Origin of the sequence: Litorimonas haliclonae, assembly GCF_965138505.1 — a bacterium.
GTDB lineage: Bacteria > Pseudomonadota > Alphaproteobacteria > Caulobacterales > Maricaulaceae > Litorimonas > Litorimonas haliclonae.
In genome coordinates this window covers 485,437-509,381 of record NZ_CBCSCO010000002.1, presented here as the reverse complement: position 1 = coordinate 509,381, position 23,945 = coordinate 485,437, and the positions used below count along the sequence as shown (strand labels likewise).

General features: G+C 49.7%; 26 protein-coding genes and 1 tRNA gene. 14 read left to right on the top strand and 13 right to left on the bottom strand.

The annotated features are described in order from the left end of the window. The first annotated feature begins 21 nt into the window (after nucleotides 1-21). Nucleotides 22-747 carry an extensin-like domain-containing protein gene (locus ACNA05_RS06645; RefSeq protein WP_415810636.1) on the top strand — a complete coding sequence of 242 codons (726 nt, stop codon included), beginning with the start codon at nucleotides 22-24 and terminating at the stop codon, nucleotides 745-747. A 29-nt stretch (nucleotides 748-776) separates the two neighbouring features. Then, nucleotides 777-1,301 (top strand): TerB family tellurite resistance protein, encoded by a 525-nt coding sequence (locus ACNA05_RS06640; RefSeq protein WP_415810635.1) that lies wholly within the window; start codon nucleotides 777-779, stop codon nucleotides 1,299-1,301. Here the strand turns inward: ACNA05_RS06640 and ACNA05_RS06635 are convergent. Further along, nucleotides 1,273-2,253, bottom strand: a complete 981-nt coding sequence (locus ACNA05_RS06635; protein ID WP_415810634.1) for a cation diffusion facilitator family transporter — start codon at nucleotides 2,251-2,253, stop codon at nucleotides 1,273-1,275. The genes ACNA05_RS06640 and ACNA05_RS06635 overlap by 29 nt on opposite strands. 102 nt (nucleotides 2,254-2,355) lie before the next feature. Between ACNA05_RS06635 and ACNA05_RS06630 the strand changes: the two genes are divergently transcribed. The 6 genes from ACNA05_RS06630 (at nucleotide 2,356) to ACNA05_RS06605 (ending at nucleotide 8,786) form a co-directional block, all read left to right on the top strand. Beyond that, a complete protein-coding gene (locus ACNA05_RS06630; RefSeq protein WP_415810633.1) occupies nucleotides 2,356-3,477 on the top strand; it encodes a GNAT family N-acetyltransferase in 1,122 nt (373 codons plus the stop codon). A gap of 106 nt (nucleotides 3,478-3,583) precedes the next feature. Continuing rightward, nucleotides 3,584-5,038, top strand: a complete 1,455-nt coding sequence (locus ACNA05_RS06625; protein WP_415810632.1) for a coniferyl aldehyde dehydrogenase — start codon at nucleotides 3,584-3,586, stop codon at nucleotides 5,036-5,038. Then, the gene (locus tag ACNA05_RS06620) at nucleotides 5,035-6,651 is read left to right on the top strand and encodes a GMC family oxidoreductase (protein WP_415810770.1); all 1,617 of its coding nucleotides are present in this window, start codon (nucleotides 5,035-5,037) and stop codon (nucleotides 6,649-6,651) included. Before ACNA05_RS06625 ends, ACNA05_RS06620 begins: the two co-directional genes overlap by 4 nt. Before the next feature lie 257 nt (nucleotides 6,652-6,908). Further along, the gene (locus ACNA05_RS06615) at nucleotides 6,909-8,255 is read left to right on the top strand and encodes a tyrosine-type recombinase/integrase (RefSeq protein WP_415810631.1); all 1,347 of its coding nucleotides are present in this window, start codon (nucleotides 6,909-6,911) and stop codon (nucleotides 8,253-8,255) included. A gap of 3 nt (nucleotides 8,256-8,258) precedes the next feature. Further along, nucleotides 8,259-8,588 carry a hypothetical protein gene (locus ACNA05_RS06610; protein ID WP_415810630.1) on the top strand — a complete coding sequence of 110 codons (330 nt, stop codon included), beginning with the start codon at nucleotides 8,259-8,261 and terminating at the stop codon, nucleotides 8,586-8,588. 69 nt (nucleotides 8,589-8,657) lie between these two features. Then, the gene (locus ACNA05_RS06605; RefSeq protein ID WP_415810629.1) at nucleotides 8,658-8,786 is read left to right on the top strand and encodes a hypothetical protein; all 129 of its coding nucleotides are present in this window, start codon (nucleotides 8,658-8,660) and stop codon (nucleotides 8,784-8,786) included. A 352-nt stretch (nucleotides 8,787-9,138) separates the two neighbouring features. On the opposite strand, the gene ACNA05_RS06600 is transcribed toward ACNA05_RS06605, so the two are convergent. The 6 genes from ACNA05_RS06600 to ACNA05_RS06575 all read right to left on the bottom strand — a co-directional run bounded on the left by ACNA05_RS06600 (nucleotide 9,139) and on the right by ACNA05_RS06575 (nucleotide 12,690). Further along, complete coding sequence (locus tag ACNA05_RS06600; RefSeq protein ID WP_415810628.1) at nucleotides 9,139-9,837, bottom strand: hypothetical protein; 699 nt, start codon at nucleotides 9,835-9,837, stop codon at nucleotides 9,139-9,141. A 52-nt stretch (nucleotides 9,838-9,889) separates the two neighbouring features. Then, nucleotides 9,890-10,327: a thermonuclease family protein gene (locus ACNA05_RS06595; RefSeq protein WP_415810627.1), complete on the bottom strand. Its 438-nt coding sequence runs from the start codon at nucleotides 10,325-10,327 to the stop codon at nucleotides 9,890-9,892. Nucleotides 10,328-10,400: 73 nt separating this feature from the next. Further along, a complete protein-coding gene (locus ACNA05_RS06590) occupies nucleotides 10,401-10,586 on the bottom strand; it encodes a hypothetical protein (protein ID WP_415810626.1) in 186 nt (61 codons plus the stop codon). A 106-nt stretch (nucleotides 10,587-10,692) separates the two neighbouring features. Next, entirely contained in the window at nucleotides 10,693-11,034 is a 342-nt protein-coding gene (locus ACNA05_RS06585; protein ID WP_415810625.1) for a hypothetical protein, read from the bottom strand. A 19-nt stretch (nucleotides 11,035-11,053) separates the two neighbouring features. Continuing rightward, a complete protein-coding gene (locus ACNA05_RS06580; RefSeq protein ID WP_415810624.1) occupies nucleotides 11,054-11,707 on the bottom strand; it encodes an SOS response-associated peptidase family protein in 654 nt (217 codons plus the stop codon). Between the two features lie 197 nt (nucleotides 11,708-11,904). Beyond that, complete coding sequence (locus ACNA05_RS06575; RefSeq protein ID WP_415810623.1) at nucleotides 11,905-12,690, bottom strand: S1/P1 nuclease; 786 nt, start codon at nucleotides 12,688-12,690, stop codon at nucleotides 11,905-11,907. Between ACNA05_RS06575 and ACNA05_RS06570 the strand changes: the two genes are divergently transcribed. Together ACNA05_RS06570 and ACNA05_RS06565 are read left to right on the top strand one after the other, a co-directional pair. Further along, nucleotides 12,682-12,864, top strand: coding sequence for a hypothetical protein (locus tag ACNA05_RS06570; protein WP_415810622.1), 183 nt, complete (start codon nucleotides 12,682-12,684; stop codon nucleotides 12,862-12,864). The genes ACNA05_RS06575 and ACNA05_RS06570 overlap by 9 nt on opposite strands. 1,079 nt (nucleotides 12,865-13,943) lie before the next feature. Continuing rightward, nucleotides 13,944-14,360: a hypothetical protein gene (locus tag ACNA05_RS06565; protein ID WP_415810621.1), complete on the top strand. Its 417-nt coding sequence runs from the start codon at nucleotides 13,944-13,946 to the stop codon at nucleotides 14,358-14,360. A 714-nt stretch (nucleotides 14,361-15,074) separates the two neighbouring features. On the opposite strand, the gene ACNA05_RS06560 is transcribed toward ACNA05_RS06565, so the two are convergent. Continuing rightward, nucleotides 15,075-15,149, bottom strand: a tRNA-Val gene (locus ACNA05_RS06560). A gap of 167 nt (nucleotides 15,150-15,316) precedes the next feature. Here ACNA05_RS06560 and ACNA05_RS06555 point away from each other — a divergent pair. Further along, nucleotides 15,317-17,317, top strand: a complete 2,001-nt coding sequence (locus ACNA05_RS06555; protein WP_415810620.1) for a HEAT repeat domain-containing protein — start codon at nucleotides 15,317-15,319, stop codon at nucleotides 17,315-17,317. Then, a complete protein-coding gene (locus ACNA05_RS06550) occupies nucleotides 17,317-18,387 on the top strand; it encodes an Mrp/NBP35 family ATP-binding protein (RefSeq protein WP_415810619.1) in 1,071 nt (356 codons plus the stop codon). Before ACNA05_RS06555 ends, ACNA05_RS06550 begins: the two co-directional genes overlap by 1 nt. Here the strand turns inward: ACNA05_RS06550 and ACNA05_RS06545 are convergent. The 5 genes from ACNA05_RS06545 to ACNA05_RS06525 form a co-directional block, all read right to left on the bottom strand. Beyond that, nucleotides 18,380-18,727, bottom strand: coding sequence for an arsenate reductase family protein (locus ACNA05_RS06545; protein WP_415810618.1), 348 nt, complete (start codon nucleotides 18,725-18,727; stop codon nucleotides 18,380-18,382). The genes ACNA05_RS06550 and ACNA05_RS06545 overlap by 8 nt on opposite strands. Nucleotide 18,728: 1 nt before the next feature. After that, nucleotides 18,729-19,568: an alpha/beta hydrolase gene (locus tag ACNA05_RS06540; RefSeq protein WP_415810617.1), complete on the bottom strand. Its 840-nt coding sequence runs from the start codon at nucleotides 19,566-19,568 to the stop codon at nucleotides 18,729-18,731. After that, nucleotides 19,561-20,019: a YbjQ family protein gene (locus ACNA05_RS06535; RefSeq protein ID WP_415810616.1), complete on the bottom strand. Its 459-nt coding sequence runs from the start codon at nucleotides 20,017-20,019 to the stop codon at nucleotides 19,561-19,563. The genes ACNA05_RS06540 and ACNA05_RS06535 overlap by 8 nt, the downstream gene beginning before the upstream one ends. Beyond that, nucleotides 20,019-20,342, bottom strand: coding sequence for a YbjQ family protein (locus ACNA05_RS06530; RefSeq protein WP_415810615.1), 324 nt, complete (start codon nucleotides 20,340-20,342; stop codon nucleotides 20,019-20,021). The genes ACNA05_RS06535 and ACNA05_RS06530 overlap by 1 nt, the downstream gene beginning before the upstream one ends. A 110-nt stretch (nucleotides 20,343-20,452) precedes the next feature. Further along, the gene (locus ACNA05_RS06525; protein ID WP_415810614.1) at nucleotides 20,453-21,127 is read right to left on the bottom strand and encodes a fasciclin domain-containing protein; all 675 of its coding nucleotides are present in this window, start codon (nucleotides 21,125-21,127) and stop codon (nucleotides 20,453-20,455) included. 141 nt (nucleotides 21,128-21,268) lie between these two features. Between ACNA05_RS06525 and gshB the strand changes: the two genes are divergently transcribed. Next, on the top strand, nucleotides 21,269-22,231 hold the full coding sequence (gene gshB, locus ACNA05_RS06520) for a glutathione synthase (RefSeq protein ID WP_415810613.1): 963 nt from the start codon (nucleotides 21,269-21,271) through the stop codon (nucleotides 22,229-22,231). A 41-nt stretch (nucleotides 22,232-22,272) separates the two neighbouring features. Continuing rightward, nucleotides 22,273-23,937 carry a class I adenylate-forming enzyme family protein gene (locus tag ACNA05_RS06515; protein ID WP_415810612.1) on the top strand — a complete coding sequence of 555 codons (1,665 nt, stop codon included), beginning with the start codon at nucleotides 22,273-22,275 and terminating at the stop codon, nucleotides 23,935-23,937. Nucleotides 23,938-23,945: the final 8 nt, after the last annotated feature.

Sequence of the window (23,945 nt, the reverse complement as noted above, 5' to 3'; positions counted from 1 at the left end):
ATCAAACTCTAAAAACACCTTATGAGTGGCTGGAAAGGACCGTTGATTTGGATAGCAACAGCCGCAATTTTTGCTGGCGGGGCCTATCTGGCAGATAAACATATTCCGGGAGAACACCTCCCCTGGAAAGAATTGGATACGTCCCGACCGTTGGGGAAAGCGACGAAATCGCAAATTCTACGCATGGCGCTCTCGCCCCCAGAGGTATGTATGGATTTAGCCCGGGACACTGCCGGATTTGAAACTATACCGTCGGACCCCAAAGAAGGCCCCTCAACAGGCGACGGCAAAGACGTCTGTGGCTGGGAGGTTGCTCGGTTGGTCTACGGCCAAGATGATATTGTTCTCACGCCGGGCGAAGCCAATATGAAATGTCCGCTTTCTGTTTCCACCTATCTCTGGACACGGGAAATCGACCGTCTCGCCCAAGAAAGGTACGGAGAAGGGCTTGCCAAAATGCATCACATGGGGACCTATTCCTGCCGCCGTCAAAATGGGAATAATTCCGGGCGCTGGAGCCAACATGCCTATGGCAATGCGTGGGATGTGGCGAGCTTTGAACTAACGGACGGACATCTGGTGAGCGTCCGCAGCGATTGGACGGGGGAAGACGGCGATGCCGAGTTTTTACGTGATATTCGAAACGCCGCTTGCAAAGTCTTCAATGTCACGCTTAGCCCGGACTATAATGCGGCCCATTATGATCATTTTCATTTAGATATGGGGCCATCATCGGCCTGTCGCTAAGTAAGGAAAGTCGTTATAAAGAGGATGCCATGCATATCATCGGGATATTAACGACCATTGCCATTGCGATTTTCTGGATAAGCCGCGCGATCAGAGGGTCTCGCGATATTGCCGATGCGGCGCGCAGTTTCAAAAACCGCCCTCGTCAGAATAGATTTCGAAAGCTTCACGGAAAGTCGGGCTATGATCTGGTGGAAACACCTGTCGAAGCCGCCACTGTGTTGATGATTGCAACGGCCAAAATGGACACTCTCAGCGGGGTCAGCGAAGCCGAAATTGCGGCGATTACCTTACAGCTTGAAAACCATATGCAGCTCAGTACAGACGCAGCGGATGGAATTTATCGCCAGATGTATAATGTCACCCACGATGTGACTTTACCTGAAACCGCCCTTTATCCGATGGTCGACATTTTGAAAACATCAATAGAGCGCGAGGACGCGCAGCAACTTGCTCAGATGATGGAGCGCGTTGCGAGCTGCGAAACGCCGGCAACAGCGGAGCAGAAAGAGTTTATCCGGCGCTTTAAGGAACGCATGAATTTGCTGGGTTAAGCGCTTCTCCTTCGACTCTCCGCATAACTTGAATGGTAACGTGCTCGACCTCGAATTTTTCCTTTAGGCGGGTTTTTATGGCCTGACTTACGGGTTCGATACGGGTGTTGGGGCCTACAAACGCTTCAAGGGTTAGCATGGGTCGTTCCGGAGTAATTGACCAAGCATGGATGTGCTCAACCGCAAGAATATCCGGGATATGGGCCAGTAAATCCTCAATAATAGCCCTTCGATCAATATGTTCAGGCGCGGCTTCCAATAGGATGTAAGCGCTATCTTTCACAAGGACCCAAGCACTACGCAGGATAATTAAAGCAACAAAAACAGATAAAATAGGATCAATCGGCGTCCATCCTGTCTGGAAAATAACAATAGCAGCAATAATAGCGGCGACCGACCCCAAAAGATCCCCCAACACGTGCAGAATGGCTCCTCTTATATTGAGGTTATGCTGATCAGCCCCGCGCAAAATCCAAAAGACCAATAGGTTCACGATTAGGCCAGCTATCGCGACATAGAGCATGGGCCCCGCCAGAACTTCACCGGGGGTATGAAGCCGTTCAATCGCTTCTTTTACGATTAAGGCCGCCACAACGAATAGCGTCAGGCCATTTACGAAAGCTATAAGAATTGAAAATCTATCAAAACCGAATGTATGACGCCAATTTGCCGGACGCTTTGCAAGCTTAAATGCTGCCCACGCCATTCCCAGCGCTGCAAAGTCAGTCAGCATGTGGCCTGCATCGGCCAAGAGAGCAAGCGAGCCAGAGATATATCCGCCGGCCACTTCGACCAACATAAATAAACCGGTCAGTAGCGCGGCAATCCCTACCCGATTACGATTTGTCTCATCAACTTTTGGAGAATGGGAATGATCATGGTGGTGTTTATGATGCGAATCGTGGCTGTGAAACTCTGATTCTGCGTGGGTTTTATCGTGATTTGAGCTCATTATCTGAGATAAAACGGGTCTTCCAATTATTGCAACCGCTTTAAGCCGATATTAGCCCTTTGCGATTATCAAGATGAAAAGATTTCATTGAAGACTTAAGACGTGACAAAAACTGGATTCAAAACAGCAATCTATAAAGCAGATGTTCTTCCTGCATCTGTCACCTCCGCTTGGCCCAAGTTACGTAGCTCTAATCCGCGCCTATACTCTCCTTATTTTCACCCGGATTACACGAAAACTATCGCAAGCCTCGTGGATAATGTTCGAATTGCCGTGGCGGAAGACGAGAAGGAAATCTTGGCGATCTTGCCATTCCAAGGGGAACGCTTTGCTCGTCCCATAGGCGCCCCAATGACAGACTATCATGGTCTAATTTGCCGCCCAGACTGCGGTCTCACGATTGGTGATATTTTGAAAGATAGTTCGGTCGGAGCTTTTCACTACAGCGCTCTTGTCGAAAATGGGATGCATAATTCCGAGAATACATCCCGGGGAGCCATGATTTACTTCCCGGACGGGGCCGAAGCGTGGAAAAAAGCACAAAGCAGCTCTTATACCCGCCACATGAAGGATTTGCGGCGTCGCACCCGTAAAAGTGATGAACAGATCGGGTCCAGCCGATTTGAATTTAGAAGCCAAAATCCAGATTTGTTGAAAACCCTCTTCAAGTGGAAAATAGCCCAGTATGAGCGAAGCGGGTTTTACAACATTTTCGGGGTTGAATGGACTTCCCAGCTTTTGAGAGATCTTTGGGAGCGTCCAATTTGCGCCCCTTTGCGAGTAGACATGCACGCCCTTTATATCGGGGATAGGCTTGCTGCAATCGACACAGGTTTAACCGATGGGACAACCTATCATAGTTGGATCGTCGCTTATGATCCCACATTGGGGATTTATTCGCCAGGCGCGAGGCTGCTAAACGCTATCCTCGATAAATCAGATGATTTAGGGTATGAACGCCTTGATTTAGGAGTCGGGATAGATGCGTTCAAACGCCATTACGCCACCGAAGATGTAACGACATCCTCAGGCTTCACTCCGATTTCAGGACCGGCTGCCGCTTTAGCTCAAGTTTACGATGCCGCCGAAAAACTTGGACAGAAAAAGCTAGGTGATGCTCCGGGTCGGCTTCGCCGCCGATATTCCCAAATCGCGGCCTGCGAAAATACTGTTACCGGCCGCGCCAAGGCCATGGTTCGTTCAGTCGCAAATTGCCGACTTTGATAGCTCCTCTGTTTGGCAGTCCTGCAAAACTGTTCGTTCAACCTCACTCGACACACCCTGCCTTCCCGTGCAGTATTGATAAATATAATAATAACGGGAGAAGGATATGGTCAGGATTGATCCCTCATCAAAATTAAAAGGCAAATTCGATGAACCCAGGGAATTGAAAGCTATCCTTTCTTCTCAACGCGCTGACTTTGATCGCGCCCCTTATCCCAGCTGGTCCGTTCGGAAGGCCAATATAGAAAAGTTAAGGAACGCTATTTTTGCTTCCGAAGACGCGTTTATTAAAGTCATCTCCGAAGACTTCGGCCACCGCGCGGCCGAAGAAACTATGATTGCAGAGTTTTTGGTCCTGAAAGGCGGGTTTTCCCATGCACTGAAACATACGCCGAAATGGATGAAAACGCGAAAAGCCTCCACCGCTCTGCCCTATTGGCCCGCGAAAAACCGTATTGTGCCTCAACCCTTAGGCGTTGTTGGGATTATCAGCCCCTGGAACTATCCCCTTCAACTGGCAATCATGCCTTTGATCGGAGCGTTAAGTGCGGGCAATCGAGCCATGCTCAAACCGAGCGAATATACGCCTAAATTTTCTGCGCTCCTTAAAAGCGTCATCGCCAATAACTTTTCTGATGAAGAAATCTATGTGGCCACAGGAGGCGTGGATGTCGCTTCGGCGTTCTCCGAATTACCCTTTGATCACTTGGTGTTTACCGGCTCTACCAGTGTCGGACGAAAAGTTGCGCAGGCAGCCGCGAAAAACCTTACGCCTGTGACCCTGGAGCTAGGCGGAAAATCACCGGTCATCGTCGATCAAAGCGCCAAGCTCGATTTGGTCATTCCAAGATTGGTGAATGCAAAACTTCTCAATGCCGGACAGACCTGCGTTGCGCCGGATTACGTCCTGATGCCGCAAAATGACATCAACGCTTTTTCGGCGGCTGTGCTGAAACAAGCAGAGAAAATGTATCCGACTTTTGCCGGCAATGACGATTTCACCTCTATAATTGCGGATACGCATTACGCCCGTTTGCAGGACCTCCTGGAAGACGCGGAAAACAAAGGCGCTAAAATTGCCGTAGCGGGGAGCGATGACAAACAACAACTGGCGAAAGAGCGGCGCGTTCCTTTAACTGTCGTGACGAACACGACGCCGGAGATGAAAATTATGCAGGAGGAAATTTTCGGACCCCTCCTACCGATTGTGGCGTCCGAAACCCTGGACGAAAGCCTGCAATATGTGCAAGCGAAGGAACGCCCTCTGGCGCTTTACTGGTTCGGCGAAGACTCTGACAAGAAAGATAAGGTTTTGAAAACCTCCCATTCCGGGGGCGTTTGTATTAACGAAGCCGCATGGCATGTCGTGCAAGATGACCTGCCCTTCGGCGGTGTCGGCCCGTCTGGTATGGGCGCTTACCACGGCGAGCACGGTTTTGAGAGCTTCTCTCATCTGAAAGGCGTTTTCCATCAAAGCCGTTTCAGCCAAGGCAAAGCTCTGCACCCGCCCTATACGGACAAAACACGTAAAATGATGGGTCTGATGAAAAAAATCCTCTGATGGAAACCGAATTTGATTATGTCATTGTCGGCGCGGGCTCTGCTGGAGCCACGCTTGCCGCGAGGCTAAGCGAAGATGAAAATATCTCCGTTTGCCTGATTGAGGCAGGCCCAAGCCATAAACACTTCTCTGTTTCCACACCTGGCCTCCTGCTCCTCAATATGGTGACGAAAAAACGGAATTGGGGGTTTGAAACCGTTCCGCAAAAAGGATTGAATGGCCGTAAAGGCTATCAGCCCCGCGGGAAAATGCTTGGCGGCTCGTCCGGCTCCAATGCCATGATTTATATTCGGGGAAATAAATCCGACTATGATCACTGGGCAGAGCTAGGAAATAAAGGATGGTCATACGAAGAGGTTCTTCCTTTTTTCAAAAAGTCTGAGCATTTCGAAGGCGGAGAGAGCAAGTTCCACGGCACTGGCGGGCCGCTCAACGTCACCCATAAAAAAGAAGCCTCGCCGCTAAATCAAACATTCATTGAGGCCGCGCAGAGCCTTCAAATTCCGCTTAGAAAAGACTTTAATTCCGAACGCCAAGAAGGCGTCGGACTCTTCGATGTCACGCAAAAACGCGGCAAACGTTGGTCTGCGGCCAATGCCTATCTGGACCCCGTGGTCGACCGCAATAATCTGACGATTGTCACAGATTGTTTGGCAGAAAGAATTATACTCAAAGGTAAACAAGCCACAGGGGTGCAGATACGAACCAAATCCGGGCAGAAAACCCTATTGGCACGACGGGAAGTTATTGTCTCTGCCGGCACATTTGGCTCCTCTCACCTCTTGCTCCTGTCTGGAATTGGCCCACCCGAAAAGCTTTTACCGCATGGAATAGAAACGCAGCATGACCTGCCGGGGGTGGGAGAAAACCTTCACGATCATGTGGACTGGGTTGCCAATTACAAAGGTAAACGGTCGCTTCACAAAGAAACGATTGGGTTCTCTCTGCCCGGAACATTCAATATGATTGGCGAAATATTGAAGTACCGCAAAGACGGAACGGGGATTTTTTCTTCTAATATCGCTGAGTCCGGGGCTTTTCTTTATCTCGACCGGGATGAACCCGCACCAGATATTCAGCTTCATTTCATTATATCAATCGTAGATGACCACGGACGAAAACTACATTGGGGTCATGGCTTTTCAGTACATGTCTGCTTGCTGCGTCCGAAAAGCCGAGGAAGTGTGAGCCTCGCGAGTTCTAACCCCTCTGACGCGCCCCTCATTGACCCTGCCTTTCTCGAAGATGAGCGCGACATGGAAAAACTCTATCAAGGCGCGCGCCTCACTCAAAGGCTGCTGCAATCCGCCGCTTTCGACGACATCAGAGGCAAGCCAATTTACGGCACCGAAGAAGAGGATGAAGACCGTTTGAGAGAAGATATTAGAAACCGAGCAGATACAATTTATCATCCCGTCGGAACTTGCAAAATGGGAACTGATAAATTGGCTGTGGTGGACGCGCGTCTACGCGTTCATGGGCTCAAGGGCCTCCGCGTCATAGACGCCTCCATCATGCCACAAGTCATTTCCGGCAATACCAACGCTCCGACCATTATGATCGGCGAAAAAGGCGCGCAAATGATTAAAGAGGATTGGCCCGAAGGCGTATAAAAAAATCGCGCCGTTGCGGCGCGATGGTGGGCGATACTGGGATTGAACCAGTGACCCCTACAATGTCAATTTCACGGTTGACGAAACCCTTCCCTTCTCTCACATACTCTGCTTATACGTAAAACCACGTTATAACAAGGATTTACTCACATGGCGCCACGCTCGACTGCTTTTTTGCTACTCCCTGATACCCTCATTTAGTAGCCCCAAAGTAGCCCCAGCTAGCCCCAAAGTAGCCCCAGCTAGAGTATTGAACGATGACCAGAAGCCTCACACCGCGAACAATCGACTCCCTAAAAGCCAACGGGAAACGTCAAGAGATACGTTTTAAGGACTCTCAGGGCCTCCTCATTCGTATGGGAGCCTCAGGGGGCATGACGTGGAACTTCAAGAGGAAAGTAGGCGGTAGCTTCTTTAGAGCGACTATGGGGGCCGTTCACATCTTAGGGAATGGAAAAGTTGACCCGTCCAACGTGGAGGAAGCGCGTATATGGGCCGCTGAGATGCGTAAGAAGGCCAGCGAGGGGACTAACCTTGCTCAGGTGAAACGTGAGGCTCGTGAGGCTCCGCTTATGGAGGAGCTTTGGGACGACTTCACGAAAAGCTCTAGGTTTGCAGACAAAGCCCCCTCCTCTCAGCAAGGCGATAAGCGCACTTGGTCAGATCATATCCTCCCCTTCTTCAAAGGCGTGAAGGTCGAGGACGTAGATAGAACAATGGTGAAGAGTTTCCTCGATGAAACCTTTCAGAAAATCCGTAATCATCGGCAGTCAAAGAACGGAGCAAGAGTCAATGACGTAAGAGCCCTGCTTTCCACTCTCTTCACTGAGGCTATCTCTATTGGCTACGTCGATATAAACCCTGTAACTGCCGTGAAGCCCCGCAAGATAATCCAGAGGGACAAATACCCGCTCACACAGGAGCAAAGCTCAGCAGTTCTCAGGGAGTCCTATAAGCACTCGCAAGAGATGGGCCTGATAGTCGAGATAGCTATGACGATGGGACTCCGTAAATCCAATATCCTGAAAGCTGAGTGGCAAGAGATAGGAGATGGAGTTCTTACTATCAGTGCCACTAAGATGAAAGGTAAGAGACAACATAGCGTTCTAATCCCGCCTCGCCTAATGGAGCGCCTAGAGGAATGGCGTAGGAGGCTGGGCGTGGTGAACTCTAAAGGGGACTTTGGGACTATCACGCGGAACAAGGGTTTCATCTTCCCATCCACATCAACTCAATATGACAAAGGCAGAAGAGACTCCTCGAAACTTGCGACGCCTGAGTGGGATAGACCTCACAGGGCTTCCATTAAGACCGCATGGAAAACCATTGTCGAGAGGGCTAATGTTGAAGGGCTCCGCTTCCATGACCTCAGGCACTACTTTGGAACAACTATGGCAAGCGGCGGAATGGGCTTGCACCATCTTAAAAACCTCATGGCTCATTCCGATGGGCGCACCACTCAGCATTATATTAACAGCGCCTCTATGACCTCCCAGAGAGAGCTTATTGAAGCCCATGCCAACAAACTAAGCGAGGGCCTGAAGGAGGCTCAGTCTAACGCTACCGTTCACCCTTTTCCATCATCGTCAAACAGCAAAGGATAATTTATGACGATACTAAACCGCCTCCCCATGATGAAACTCTTCTATGAGGGATTAATAGAAATAGAGCCACCCGTAGGAGCCTCTTCACGCCCCTTCTATATCTCCAAGTTAGGCGGCGTAGGTTACGGTTGCCAACTCCCTAAAGGCCTCCCTTGGATTGAACGTCAAGAGGCTGATGAAGGCTGTTATGAAATCCGCATAGGCCGTTGGTTTATCGGTGGAGCTTCTAAGGGCGTCCTGAGGAGTGAAATCAACAGCTCCGAGGTAAGCCGTGAACAGGCTTTTGCCCAGCTTGAAGAGCGTCACTCAATGAGAGAATTGGAAGCCGCTTAGATGAACTCAGGGAGGGCCTGAGGGCCTTCCTCAGATTGCTACAATGAACAATACTACAGGGAGGGTTAAATGAACCAGAGAGCTAAAATCAGAGTCGATAGCGGCGGGATGGAGAATTATAGGATAAAGGAAATTGATAACAAGCAAGGCGGGATAGCTTACGTTGTCCAGATGAAAGCCTACGCGCCTTTGGGATAACCTTCTGGCTAACCACGCGGCATCTACCAGCCGACCTGCCTTCTAAATCCATCTTCACTAAAACTGATAAAGTCAAATTTGAGACTAGGGAAGAAGCTCAGGAGTTCCTGAAAGAAGTTGAGCATGTGCTTTGGACTAAGGGTCTTGTGGAATAATCAGTCATGCAATTATCACGTTCTGCGAAACTATACATAGTGGGGACTCACTATCCCACTGCCTCTTGATTAGCTTCACCGTTTACTCCACGAACACGCGTCCTATTGTTATTCTCCTCGGATAGCTCAATGACCTCACTGAACTTCAGAGTAATGAGCCGCTTTGGCCTTTTCATCATAATCTTTAGCCTTTGCAATCAATCGCCGTTCGATAATGGACGCACTTTGCCGGATTTTTTACTTTGAAAGAACTCGTATGTAAGTTTCGAGATTTGAACTGGGGCCACGATCGCCACGACTATCGAAGCAATCGAGAATAACAAATTTTCGGTCGATGCCGACAGGTCTGGCCTTGAATTGATTAGCGTCAGGAAAAACGCAAACGCGCCTCCAGTTACTAAAGCAATTTCAAGCGACTTTAGACCAATTCCGCCAATTGATGGCGAGTTTAAAATTAGTGCTAAAAGTCCAATAAAGTATGACGCACTAAACATGCCTAATAGAGCAATTAAAAAGGCTCCAAGGCTTATGAACTCATCTTCGTTAAAGCCGTAAAGAAAAAAGATTATACTCACTAATAATGAAACAAGCATGGCTGTAAACACGACCCCAAAGGGGTGAAAAGAACTCTTCTTTTTTCTCGGATATGATATCCCTACTAGCAGCCCAAACTGCCCCATCGCTGGAGTGAAAACTAGATGAACCAATATTATCTCTTCACTTTTGGCTGGCCCTGATGTGAGCGAAAAATATATTAATAATGGCAACAAGGCGAGCTGGACAATCATCGCAGATTTCACGTAAAAAGTAGAAAGGCCGACCAGTCCGACTCTTCTCAAATACCGATGCCACGGATTGTTCTGACTGAACAAACTGATGTTTCTCACATTTTTCACTTTCCCTCCTAGTGGGACCTAAGCCGAAACGCTGAACTCGAAAACTTCACTATTAAGAGCACCACCTCGGCTTAGGAGCGAGTGACTTTGACCCCTCGTGTGGCCAGACTCTCAGATGCCCCTCAGAAACCCCCTCACGACCCACATCAACTCCCCCAGAGCTCAGATCAATGATAAGCCGCCCATAACGGTCTTCTCCATAGCCTTTAGATACTTCCAAAGCCTTCTCCTTGGTGAAACCTACAATCCATTCTTTAGCTTCAAAGCCTAGCTCACGTTCCTTCTCGCATTTCGCGCCGCCTATTGCCGCGCCAACTCCGCCTGTCTCAGGAGCGTCTACGCTATTCAGTCTGAATTTGAGGCTTCCGTTTATCCGTCCACTGTCAGCATCGCTCCAGTAAATGCTTTTCACCTCTACTACTTCAGAGGCTTCAGCGGAGGCTCCGAGAAAGGCGCTGGAAAGGAAAAAGACGGTAATTATAGGTTTCATTGCAGAACTCTTAGAATGACTTTTCAGATGCGTCGAAAAGGCCGCAACGACAAGCGCCGCGACCCATTCAGAATTAGGACCTCAAAGTATCGGCAAACTCTTCATAAAGTCTTTCAAGATTTCCCCGCAAGCCAGTTAGGGCGTTCGCAGTCATCCTATCATCTACCAGACTATCTATGAGCCTATCTAATAAGTCGATATTGCACTCAAAGTCATAAAGCTGGGCTTCTGAATCTCTCTCAGGTTTAAGGGTAGGCATAGTTACTCCATTGTTGGTTAGTGATTAAACCCGGGCTAGCATGGGCGCGTTACCGCCGAGCAGTTCACTATTTCTCATGGAGAGTTTTGCGTCATCCCTAAATAAATCAGGCCGCGTCTTTGGGCGAGGATATGGACCAAGCCCGTGCGTCCCATACATCATCTAGCCTCTCAAATTGAGTATGAGACGATTCAATATTATGAAATGAAAAGTCTAGGCCCGTGAGCTTTAGCTTATCAAAGGAGCTCAGAACAGCATCTGTGAAAGTCCAGCCTTCCAAAAGCCTTTTAGGATTGTTTTTCTCGATGCTCAGAGCGCGATACCTCTCCCCATTAGTCCAGACCCACACCACGCCAATTTCGAGTTGGTTGTTATTGCGTCTGGTTTTACCAACGACCTGTAGAACTTCTTTATTGGTAAGTTTTGTGAGCGCTTCTGAGAGAGTCATTTGAAAGGGCCTGTTGGAGTTAATGAAGAGACGTGAGTGAGCTCGGTAGAGGCCGTTGCAGTTTTAAGCTCTCTGCCCCTCCTCCTAACCACTCTTCCAACTCTTCAGACTCAGTCAAGATGACGGGCATGGCTTTTGGGTGGATAGGAGCAACAACATCATTTGGCTCTGTTGTGAGGAAGGCGTAAAGCTGCCAATCCTGAACCCGCCTCTCCCGTCTCTTCTTTCCTTCAATCTCAGTAAGCCGCTCACCTCTCCAAGGTCTCCAAATTCCAGCAAAGAACGCCTGAGGAGCCTTTATAGAAAACCAAGCATTTTCCTTCATTTCTTTGTTCCATTCTGCAAAGCGCTCAAACGGAACTAAGCATCTATACTCAGGCTCATGGAGATATTTGCCGTTTACGTTCTGCCACCATCGGCTATCTAGATTGCGGATATTGGTAATTGGCTTTGCGCCGTCCTTGATCGCAGGAAAGCCCCATCTTTTAGTGACAATATCTAGCTGCCCTCCGCCTTCGTCTGAATTGACAATAACGAGCCCATCTTGGTCAGCCCCCACGTAACCACCTTCGATATTCAGCCCACGGCTTTCCTGAGTGAGCCCTGAAGAAGTCTGAGAGAAAAGGCTTACGAGTTCTCCGGTGCTGGTTTTGTGTGAGTATAGATTGCACATAATGAAGTTGCCTCTCTCAATCGCTCTCAGGGCTTTCTCCGCCGTTTACGCAGATAGTCCGAGGGCGGCACTTACGGGAACCACAGTGGCGGCAGGGAGCCATATAGCCCCAGAGCGAGATGCTACCAAATATGACTAGCACAAAGAGGATGGGGAGAAGAAAAAACCATTCACCAATTGCACTCTGAGGGACCATTTCAGTCAAAGACCTCATTGAGATAGGCCGCTATCCTCACGCCGCCCTGAGAAAGCCTCCGCCTCACAATATCGCGGTTCTCATAGACGTAACCCCAAGCCTCCTCACGGTCTCCCTCAGGGTAAATTTCGTCTCTTATGGACGCGCTTTCTTCTGCCCAAACGATAGGATCAGTAACCGTCCACGCTCTTACGTCTTCCTGAGTTATCTTACGGGACAACCAACGGCTCATCTCGGTATAGGATAGCTCTTCCTGTTCGATTAGCTGAGAGTCCCAGACGCGGTGCAAGTTTGTTTGCTCCCAGAAGAACGTCATTTTAAAATCATTCCCACCTTTATCCGTTCCATTCCCCGCGTGGAGGGGCTGGTGAAGGTCTCCAATGATGTGAACGGTGAAACGGAGCGCTAACTGCTTCTCTTCTTGTGACGCTGCCTCACCCTGCAGAACGGCTTTAAATTTCTCCAGCGCCGCTATTGCGTCTCCCTTCTCAGGAGCTCCTACGCTCTCATAGGTTTCACCCTTGGGAATTGTGACGTAATGATAAGGCCCTGCTTCTTTTGTCCAAAATTGATCTCGGCTTGAACGCATGAAGTCCGGCCACGTTGAGGCTTCCGCTAAGTCTTCAACGCCGAGTAGGTGACTAATCTCTTCCCGAGCTCCTTCTGAGAGATACGCCTGAGCTATTTCGCCAGTTACTCTGTGGCCTGTCTTACCCCATGCAACAGCTTGCGAGGGGAGAACTAATCCTATGACAACGGACGCGGCTAAAGTTTTGATATGAAGCATGGTCAAACCTATAACGGCTTGGCAAGCAACCCGCCAGAACAATTAACTCAGAAGGCTGCGGCTAAAGCCTCCCAAAAGGCTCTCGATAAGAGGGTGAAGGAGCTTTCCAAAGGCCTTCTGAAGAATAAGTTCAAGCCTCCTAAACGTAAGAAAAAAGGCCGATTAGGGCGTTAAATCCTTAATCCTGACATATAGCCCAGGGACCCCTCGCTCTCTCCGAAAGTTACTATAGGAGTATAGTGGGAGTCCTTGAGTGGCTCCTGTGTGATATTCGGCATGAAGTCTTAGGGGGAAGTTCTTTAGGAGCATCTGGGGGATGAACCTATCATCATTCACTTCAAAAAAATAGGTAGTGAAGCGTTTACCTTCGGGGGTCTCAGAAAAGGCTAGAATAGGCTTCAGAAGGGCCCAAAACAGCCGATTTGTAAGTTATTGAAAAACAACGACATTTCCTTAACCCAGACATATAGCCAGAAGCCCCCTCAGTTCCCTAAACATTTATAGGGGTATGAGCTTCAATGGTCGCAGGGAAGTTTCACCGTTAACTTTGGCCCCTTAATGCAGACATACAGCCTTGAGACCTCAATTACTCTTATGTTGCACATACAGCCAAGAGACCCTGTTTGAGCCTGAAAGTAACAATAGGATCGGTATAGCAAGTCCTAACGCGGCACATATAGCCTAGGACGCCGATACTCTTACGGGTGACATATAGCCAGAAGCCATGTGCCATCTGAAAGCTATTAAAGGGGAAAACGCTAAATCCTTAATCCGCACATACAGCCCAGGGACCCCTCGCTCTCTCCGAAAGTTACTATAGGAGCCCTTCTGAAGCCCTGAAACCTTATGTGAGACGATGGGGAAAGAACGTAATTCTGAGCCTAATCCCTTAAGGGGCCCATTCAGCCTAGAGACTCCCTCATTCTATCCTAAAGTTACTATAGAAATTAGGGCTAGTCGATTAATCCTGACATAAGGCCAAAGAAGCCCCTCCCTCAGGAAGTCCTACAGGAGCATCTCTAGGCTCACCTCTCCTTATCCTCCCACTTCAAGACGATTGAAAAGAGGATGATGGAAACCACTTGCGAGGATATCCAACAGGAGTCCCTTCCAAACATCTGCAGGCGCTCCCGAGGAGCCTCACTACAATTCCCTTTCATTATAAAACTCAACCTACGTCCACACATCCACGACGGCTTTCCTATGGGAGCCTCTGTGAGAGATGGTGGGCCTCTTCTTAGGAAGCCTTATCTATGACTACTAAAACCAAATCCAGCCGCCCAAAGCGTAAGCCCCCAGCTACCCGCATCTTTCATACGAAGATGAACGGCAAGCCCGTGGTAAAGAAAGAAATCAGCAATCGTGAAGGGCGCTTCGCCATTGTCGATTTGAAAGACTTTGAACGGCTATCCGCCAAGGGCCTTACAGAGAAGCACTGGATGGCAAACTCTAACGGCTGCTCTCACCTCTACGTAAGAGTAAAAATTGACGGAAACAATTCGCAGGTCGCCCGCTTGATTATGAATGAGCCAGCGCGACAAGCTATAGGATACAGAAATAACAACCGCCTTGATATGCGGCGCTGTAACCTAGTCCCGCAAAAACCTCGCTATAAAAAGCAAATGGTTAGGAAATTGCCGGAGGATATTGAGGAGAAAGAGACCGCCTAGCGGAACCTTCACAGGGACGTCTCTAAAAGCTCTCATCCTTAATCCTTCCAACGCCCTCACCTCACCGTGGGGGCTTCTTATCGAGTAGCTACAGGTAGCCCTAAGTAATTAGGCCCTAGAGACTCCTGAGAAGCTCCTACAGACTCGTTTCCACCGCTCCCACCCATCCCTTCAAAAACCCTACAGAGGCTCTCAGCGAGTCTCTGAGGACTCTTCTATGCGAGTATGAAGGGTAGGGAAAATTTTGGAGCAATTTTTCACGCGCAAGAGATACAATATGATGAATAATACTATTGCCCCCATACCCCCCACCTTCGATCCTCTCTCCTCAGGACTCCCTCCTGAGTTTGAAAAGCCTTCGCCCCCCGCCCTTAATGAAGAGGCGATGAAGATTGCTGACCTTTGGGGGCTTCCTGATAGCACCCCTGTGAGGACGCATGAAGCCGCCCTCATGCTTCGCCGTTCATTTAGAACCTTACAGAACTGGCGTTATAAGCGCGTAGGACCGCCTTATCAACTTGGCACTCCTGTAACCTATCTGGTGGGAGACCTTAGAGACTACGTGAAGGCTTGCACTACCAGACCTAGATAACCCTGCGAATTTCTTAAAAGTAGCCCCAAAGTAGCCCCAGCGGTCGAAACTGAAAGAAAATACAGTCCCTCAAAAGAGCCTATACTTACCACTAAGCCGTTGTATTTATTAGGAAATAAAGATGGTGGGCGATACTGGGATTGAACCAGTGACCCCTACAATGTCAATGTAGTGCTCTCCCGCTGAGCTAATCGCCCGTCCCATTCGACGTCAATAACGTGGGAACCACGTCATCGGGAAGCGGGTCTATAGGCGAGGCCGCAAAGCTAATCAAGGGTGAAACGCCTCCTTTGCAGATGGGCGTCACAGGCCGGTCCAACATCGCCCGCTTGCAGTGATTGGGCCAAGGGCCTAAGCGATACACATGTTCAATGCTGGAATAAAATGGTTGGGTTTGGCGTTTTTAGCCTTCGGCTTTGCAGCTCAATCCGTTTCTGCCAGCCCTTTGACGGCGGCCGAAAAAACGGTCTGTAAAAACCTACGCCACTGCCTCGAAATTTTAAAAAATCATGACGCTAAAAGTTTTGACTACCAAGTTCTGAAAAACGAATTCATTAAATTTGGCGGGACTGGCAAAAAGCGTCTGCTGCGGGCCATTTCGGATGGTGACCCCGACCTGTCGAAACACGCGGTCGTTTTGTTGTCACTCTCTAATTATGAGTTTCACGCCACCGATATTAAATACATTGCCGATCAATGGCCGAACGGAGATGTTGAAGCCTTAGCAAATTTGATGATCAGCGAATATTCACCCTGCATACGGCAAGCGGCCATTGCCACTCTCACAAGCCAGAATGAAGATATAGCATTTTGGTCACGCGAAATTTTAAAGTTTGGAGAAATGGATTTTCGACTAAGCGAGTCCAAAATTAATCCCTTTAAACCCACAGCTGAGGCTTTTAATCAATTGTCTGAAGCCGCCTATGAATATCCTACCCGAGAGATAACGCAGTTTCTCGCTCAATATCCCCCAAAACAAGCTCAACCCATATTGAAGAGTTTACTCTCCTCTAAATCTTCGGAGGTTGTTCACGCAGCTCTGAATGCTCTTTATAGTTTTGACAGTGAAACCAGCATCGACTTCCTGCGAGAGACTGTCTCCCAGTTGAAAGCTGGGGAAGAGAACATAGCTCTCGCGGTCGCGGACGCCGTACGAACAGAATATGACGACACGCAGGATAAGGCATTTATCGTCTTCGCAAAGCGGCTGCTTACAGACACGTCTTCTAATAAATATGCGGCCATGGTTGGCGCTGACATTTTGATGGGACTAGGGTCGGAAACCAAATTACCCGAATCCGAAATTGCCTTGGCCGGATTGCAAAACGCCTTGGCAGCTCACGGCACGGTCCCATTATTTTATATAAGGGACCTAGAGAAAAAGCTTGGAGGAAATCTTGAAAGAGGACTGAAGCTTTTCTGGGAAACTCTTGAAATGCGGGTTTCACCTAATGCGTTTGATTTTGTGAGCGCCCTTTCCACAATTCCGCCTAATGAGACAACATTGAAAATTTTGCAGGCTGCCTTGGAAAACGAAGTCGATTGGAGTGTCGCGGCAAAAGCAGCCGAAATAGCGAGCGCGCAAAACCTATCGACCCTTGAGCCTAGCCTGAAAGAAATCGCCCAAGGTCACCCAGTTTTGAATGCCAGAGCCTCAGCCTTGGCGGCATTGGACAGTTTGTCCGGCGATCGAACGGGCCAGTCCAAATCACAGCGTATTTGGGGACAGAAACTGGCGAGTAAAGCAAAATGGTGTTCGGTTAAGCCACATGATTTTAAAAGTGACTCCACGCAGCTCCCTTTTTTCAATGCAACGCCTATTGCCTATTCCCGAATATCAGATAGGGCCTCTCTTTCCTCCGCCATCTCGACTGGAGGGGGGTGGCTCGCGGGCTACGATCGAGGCGAGTTTTCGGGCGGATTAGTTTATTATGACAACCGCACAGGAAACGGTGAGTTGATATACGGCCAAGCGAATCCTGATAAATCTTATAAAGAATACTACGTGCCGAACGTCGTCGGCATAGCGCCGAAAGTTCAACGCCCTCTCGGGCAATATGGCGAAGACTATTGGACTTTCACTGGCTTAGACCACCTCGGCAGCGGAGGCACAATTTTATCCGTATCTGTTCAAAGCGAAGAGATTGAAGTTAAGAGGTACTTTGAACTTCCAAGAGCGCCAAAGACTATAGAGCAATTAGCTGATAATTCCCTTTTGATTAGTTTTGGAGAGCTGCCGAAAAAAGGCAGAATCCCTGATTATATACTAAGCATTACTCACCCGCCCCTGCGTCTTTTACCCAACGGCGTCGTTGTTCCAGGGTGTTTAAACCTTCCTAATTCTAAATCACAGGTTACGCCTTAATGCCTTATTCTGAAAGCGCCGCCCTTCGGGCTCTGCAAACTCTGACCGATCCTGTGGGCGGGAAAGATCTGGTCACAGCGGGTTTATTGGGAAGTCTGAATTTTGAAGACGGCACGCTCCGCGCGGTTTTGCAGATCGACCCGGCCCAAGCCGCTAAATATGAAAATACTCAAGCCGAAGCTCAAGCTGTTTTGGCGGCGCTTGACGGCGTCGAAAAGGCGTCCGTGATTTTATCGGCGCATAAAGCGGCGCCCTCTGTCGGCGGACGGAAACGCCCTCCTCCGCATCAGGCCCGCCGCCCTGAAGGCTATCAAGGCGATACCCATGTAAAGCGCGTTATAGCGGTTAGCTCCGCCAAGGGCGGTGTCGGTAAATCCACCATGGCGATCAATCTCGCTGTCGCTCTCGCAAAATCCGGTAAAGCCGTCGGCGTGCTCGACGCCGACATTCACGGCCCGAGCGCGCCTATGCTGCTGGGCCTCTCAGGAGAGCGCGCTAAAACCGAAACTGCAGAAGGCCGCCGCTTAATTAAACCAATGCAAGCGCACGGCATTAAAGCCATGTCCATCGGATTCCTGACCGAAGATGACGGCCCCGTCGTTTGGCGCGGCCCGATGGTGCAAGGCGCGATCTCGCGCATGGTTTGGGACGTGAACTGGGGAAAGCTGGACGTTCTGATTATCGACATGCCGCCGGGCACAGGGGACGCGCAATTGGGGCTAGCACAAGACATCAAACCCGCCGGCGCTATCATAGTCTCGACTCCTCAGGACCTCGCCCTTTTGGACGCACGTAAAGGCGTCCGCATGTTTGAAAAAGTCGGTATCCCTGTGTTGGGTTTGATTGAGAATATGGCCGTTTTCACCTGCCCTGATTGCGGGTCGCAACACCACATTTTCGGTGAAGGCGGCGCAAAACGTGACGCAGAAAAACTCAGCATCCCCTATCTGGGCGCGGCGCCCTTGACGATGTCAATCCGGGAAAGCGGGGATTCAGGAAAGCCCGTTGCCGCAGGTGATTCCGCCGAAGCAACACTATTTTCGAATTTGGCAGAAGCGGCCTTTAATTAAGCCAAGTCTCTTTGGCATCATCTTTCCATCCGACGGTGATTGTGTCGCCGTCTGTGATGACCGGGCGTTTGATAAGCGTTGGATGCTTGCTCAAAAGGGCCAAGGCTTTGTCGTCGTCCATTTCAGATTTTGCGCTGTCATCCAGTGCGCGCCAGGTGGTTGAACGCGTATTCAATACTTTTTCATAGCCGATAGTTTTTATCCATGTATGGAGTGTTTCTTCGGCGACGCCGTCTGCGCGCACATCGGTGAGATCCAATTCCTCATGAGATGCCTTCAATTCTTTTATTGCCTTGCGGCAAGTATCGCAGCTTTTCAGGTGGTAAACGCGGAGTGTCATATCAGGCCCTGGATTTAATAAAGTCTATCATTTCGCCGAAAACTTTTGTCTTCGGAGTATCGTGATGCATTTCATGCTCTGAGTTTTTATAGCTCCGAAACGTCACATTCTGCGCTGTTTTCGCAAACGCTTCGCTCGCCTCGCAGGAGGTAAGCTGATCCCCTTTGGCATGCATCAACAATAGCGGCGTATTCCATTGTGAGGCGTAAGCCGCAACCCGCTTACCCGCGCGAATAGCATCTACGGCCAGGCCGAAACTGATCCGGCTATGATTTAACGGGTCGGTCTCATAAATTTTTTGTTCTTCGGGAAGTGTTGAGATTTTATCGCCGGTCAAGGGCTGCCCGAGAGTCGCGGCCGGAAAGACGCGGCGAACAAAATTTGCAATATGCCCGATTATTGCCGGTGTCGGAGTCGGCAGAGCAATAAACGGCGCCGACGCGATAATGCCCTTGATATCTGGCGCAGGAGCACGCCCGTAATCCAAAACAAGCCCGCCGCCCAACGAATGGCCATAAAGAAAATGCGGTAAATCAGGGTAAAGACCCCGTGATTTCTCCAACAAAGTCTCCATATCCCCATGAAGCAATTTATAATCTGTACAGACGCCGCGTTTGCCGCCGCTGTTCCCGTGTCCGCGCAGATCCAATGCGACAACCGCTACGCCGGCCTCGCCCATAGCCTCAGCCAATTCAGCATATCGCCCTGAATGTTCCCCGAGTCCGTGGATCAGGCTCATGACGCCAATCGGTTTCACTGGAGACCAGTAGCGACCTTGAAGGGCAAGACCATCCGCAAGGCTATTAGTAGCGAAAGGCTGACCGGATAAAGGCTCAGTCATTGCGCACTTTCACAGCGGTGCCAAAAGCCAGAATCTCGGACCCGCCGGGATGTTGAGGGTTTTGGCCACCTATAGTCGAAAACTCGATCCGAATATTGTGCACGGCCGTTGCGCCGACCGCGTCCGCCTCTTTCAACATACGCACAATCGCTTCGCGTCGAGCGCGCTCCAAAACAGACTCGTAAGACCGGAGCGATCCCCCAACAATTGACTTGAGCCGCGCCACGATGATTTTGAAAAAATCAAGCGCCACAACCACGTTGCCGCTGACCATAATTGCGCCTTCTTGCAGATCACCGTGCGGCGCCGGAATATGTTTCAAATTGGTTTGCAAAATATGTGACAGGGCCGCTTCGTCATCTCTTAACCTCTGGAAGTGACGGCGTTCATTCAGTGTCCCGAAAATCACCCCGATACACAACAAAGCTATAAAGACGACGAATTCAAACATTAATCGACCACCACAGCTGTGCCATATGCATATAGCTCGGACGCTCCGGCAGTCACAGAACTTGTCGAAAAGCGGATATTGACTACCGCATTGGCCCCCAGTGATCGCGCTTGTTCGACCATCCGGTCAACGCTCTTATTGCGGGCATCATCCAGCAACTCGGTGTAGCCTCGCAGCTCTCCGCCTACAATATTTTTTAGTCCGGCCATAATATCCCGGCCAACATGTTTGGATTGAACCGTATTGCCCTGTACGAGCCCTTTCCAAGACACAATCTCACGTCCTGGAATAGTTTCCATCGTGGATAAAATTAGCTCGCTCATTCATATCTCCAAAATCTCTTTTTGAAAACATAGCCAATCACATATCAATAAGCGAATAAAAAAGCCCCACTCTGAAAAGAGTGAGGCTGTATCAGTTTATGTCTGTAAATTTATTGCGGAACGAGCACGCTATTTACGACGTGAACGACACCATTGGATTGCATAACGTCTGCATTTTCAATCATCGCTAGAGTCCCGTTTTCATCTGCGACGCGAATTCCGCCATCCATATTGTAGAAGGTGAGCGTGTCACCGCTGACGGTTGTTGCGGAGTAACTTGCATTTCCTTCCAAAGCCGCAGCTAGGTCAGCAGATGTTACCTTGCCCGAAATCACATGGGCTGTGAGAACTTTCGTAAGCATATCCTTGTTTGCGGGGTCAGTCAGAGCTTCCACCGTATCCGCCGGAACCATTTCAAAAGCAGAATCTGTCGGCGCGAAGACTGTAAATGGTCCGGGACCAGAAAGAGTTTCTACCAACTCAGCCTGTTTTACAAGGGAGACAAGCGTCGTCAAATTGTCCGCAGCAGAAGCGTTTTCAACTATAGTTTTGCTTGGATACATGGCGGCTCCGCCAACCATTGGCGCATCCATCATTTTTTCTTCTTTCATCATGGCTTTTTCTTCAGCCATCATTTTGTCTTCTGTCATTTCGGCCTTCTCAGCCATCATGGCATTCTCTTCCATCATCGCTTCGTCTGAGGCACTATCATCATATGTTGAGGCGCAAGCCGCAAGAGTAAGTGCAATAGCGGCAGCAGAGGCTGTTTTAATAAAATTGGTCATTCAGGGTATCTCCTTAAAATAAATTATACTTAAGTTACGACTTGAATTCGCTCGCGGTTCCTATTCTAACGAATTCGTAATATTCAATTTTGAGACCTCGGAAGGCTTGCGCCTCTTCATTCGCTCTGGCACGAAACGGATATGACGAACTCTCCCCCCTTGCGCGTAGCTTTTCAGATGGATCCCATGGAGACCGTCAATATCGACGGCGACACGACGTTCGCTCTGGCGGAGGTCGCCGCAGCACGTGGAATGACTCTTTTTGAATATGGCCCTCAACATCTCGCTTATAATGTGGGTCAGGTGACGGCCAGCGCCCGCCCGATGTCGGTACAGCGCAAAAAAGGCAATCATGTCAGTTTTGGCGAGCGCGTGACCCTCGATCTCGCCAAAGATGTCGATGTCGTCTGGATGCGGCAAGACCCCCCATTTGATATGTCGTACATCACGGCGGCTCATATCCTCGAACGGCTCAAAGGCGACACGTTAGTCGTGAACGACCCGGAATGGGTGCGCTCCGGCCCGGAAAAAATACTGCCGTTGGATTACCCGCATCTTATGCCTGAAACGCTCATCACCCGGGACATTCCAACAATTGATGCCTTCCGTGAAAAACATGGAGACATTATTATCAAGCCTCTTTTCGGAAATGGCGGCGTCGGGGTTTTCAGGATGAAAGGCGGCGATAGTAATTATGCGTCGCTCCTAGAGATGTTTTTCACTGCCTCGCGCGAGCCAATCATCGTTCAAGCGTTCCTGAAAGACGTATCCAAAGGGGATAAACGGATTATTATTATCGACGGCGATCCGGTTGGCGCAATTAACCGCGTGCCTTTACCCGGTGAAACCCGATCCAACATGCATGTCGGGGGTAAAGCCATGAAATCCGACCTGACGGAAAGTGATTTGATAATATGTGACGCCATTGGGCCCATGCTAAAAAAACGCGGGCAAATCTTGGTCGGAATAGATGTCATTGGCGACAAAATGACGGAGATAAACACAACCAGTCCTACGGGCGTCCAAGAGCTTAAACGCTTTTCCGGCATCGATGCGGCGGCGCTGAGCTGGGACGCGATTGAACGCCGACTGAATGAAAAATAAAAACACTCTGCCTTGACGGAGTAAATTATCGGGGATTGAGTATGCAGGTAGAAACGGCGAAGCCTTGGCTCACCTTTTACGAGGAACTGGGCATTCCTACCCCTGACTTCGAAGACCGACCGGTTGGCAGCTATGTTGAAGAACATGCGAGGGAAAGACCCGACGCTCCTGCTTTGGCTTATGTCGAGACGGTGCTGTCCTACGCCGAGCTAAACGCCGCCTCAAACCAGCTGGCAAACGCTTTTATCGCTCTGGGTCTCAAGCGCGGCGACGTCGTCGGGCTTCATATGCCAAATATACCGCAATATGTTATCGCTGTTGTCGCTATCAGCAAGATAGGTGCAATAGGAACAGGACTCTCCCCCCTTTTAGCGCCGCCTGAACTTGCCCATCAAATTAACGACGGACACGTCAAAGCCGTCATCTCCCTGAGCGATCTTTCCGGCGGTTTGGCGAAAATGCCAGATGTGCCGAAATCTCTTAAAACCGTTATTGTCACCGGCTCCGCTGATTTTCTGACGCGCGCGCCATTTGAATGCCCTGATATTAAAGGGGTAGAAGTTCTTTCCTATTTGGGCCTGACGGACCCCGCTGACGATGCGTTTCAACAGGTGGATGTAGAGTGGAATGACACGTTCATGATCCAATATACCGGAGGGACAACTGGCAAGCCTAAAGGAGCCATGCTGTCACACCGGAATGTGATGCATAACGCCGCCCAGACCACATCTATCAACAAGTGGGAAGAGGGCCGTGAAACCATCATCAGCGCTTTTCCCATGTTTCACATAGCCGGGCTTTCTAATGCGCTTTCAGCCGCGCGATACGGTGGGTTACTGGTTCTCATCCCCAATCCGAGAGATACGGATTTTATCTGCCAGCAAATCAAAGCCTTTCCCCCCACCATCATGGCAGGCGTGCCCGCGCTATATGATATGATGGTAGCCAATCCGAAATTTGCAAAATCCGAATTTTCCCAGCTTAAGACGGCTTTGACCGGAGCGGCGCCGCTCACACGCACGAGCTATGACGCCCTCTCTGCCATCATTGGCGAGGGTAAAATTTCCGATGTCTTTGGTATGACAGAAACAAGCCCTTGCTATACGGGCCATCCGCCCAAACGATACAAGATCGGCTCTGTCGGAATCCCCATGCCCGGAGTGACGGTTCGTGTTCGCGATATTGAAACGGGAACACGGGATATGCCGATTGGAGAGCCGGGAGAAATCGTTTGTTCCGGACCCCAAGTGATGAAAGGCTATCTCAACCTGCCAGAACAAACCGCTCATGCCCTGCGTGAAATCGACGGAGAGCAATATATGTTTTCCGGTGATGTCGGCTATATGGACGAAGACGGCTATATTTTCCTGTGTGACCGCGCCAAGGACATGCTGATTGTCGGTGGATATAAAGTTTTCTCTGTCGAGGTCGAAGACAAGCTTTGCGCCTTACCCGAAATCGCCGTTTGTTCCGTGGTCGGCGCAGAAGATGCCGAACGCCCCGGCAACGATATTGTTCATCTGTTTGTCGAGCTTTCCGCGGGGCACAAGGGTGACAATCCAGACTCAGTGACAGAAAAAATCATTCAGTTCTGTAGAGAGGCTATGGCCCCTTATAAGGTTCCGAAACACGTCCATTTCATTGACTCTATTCCTCTGACACCGGTTGGAAAAATCGACAAAAAGGCACTTCGCAAAACTGTCTGATGAGAGAC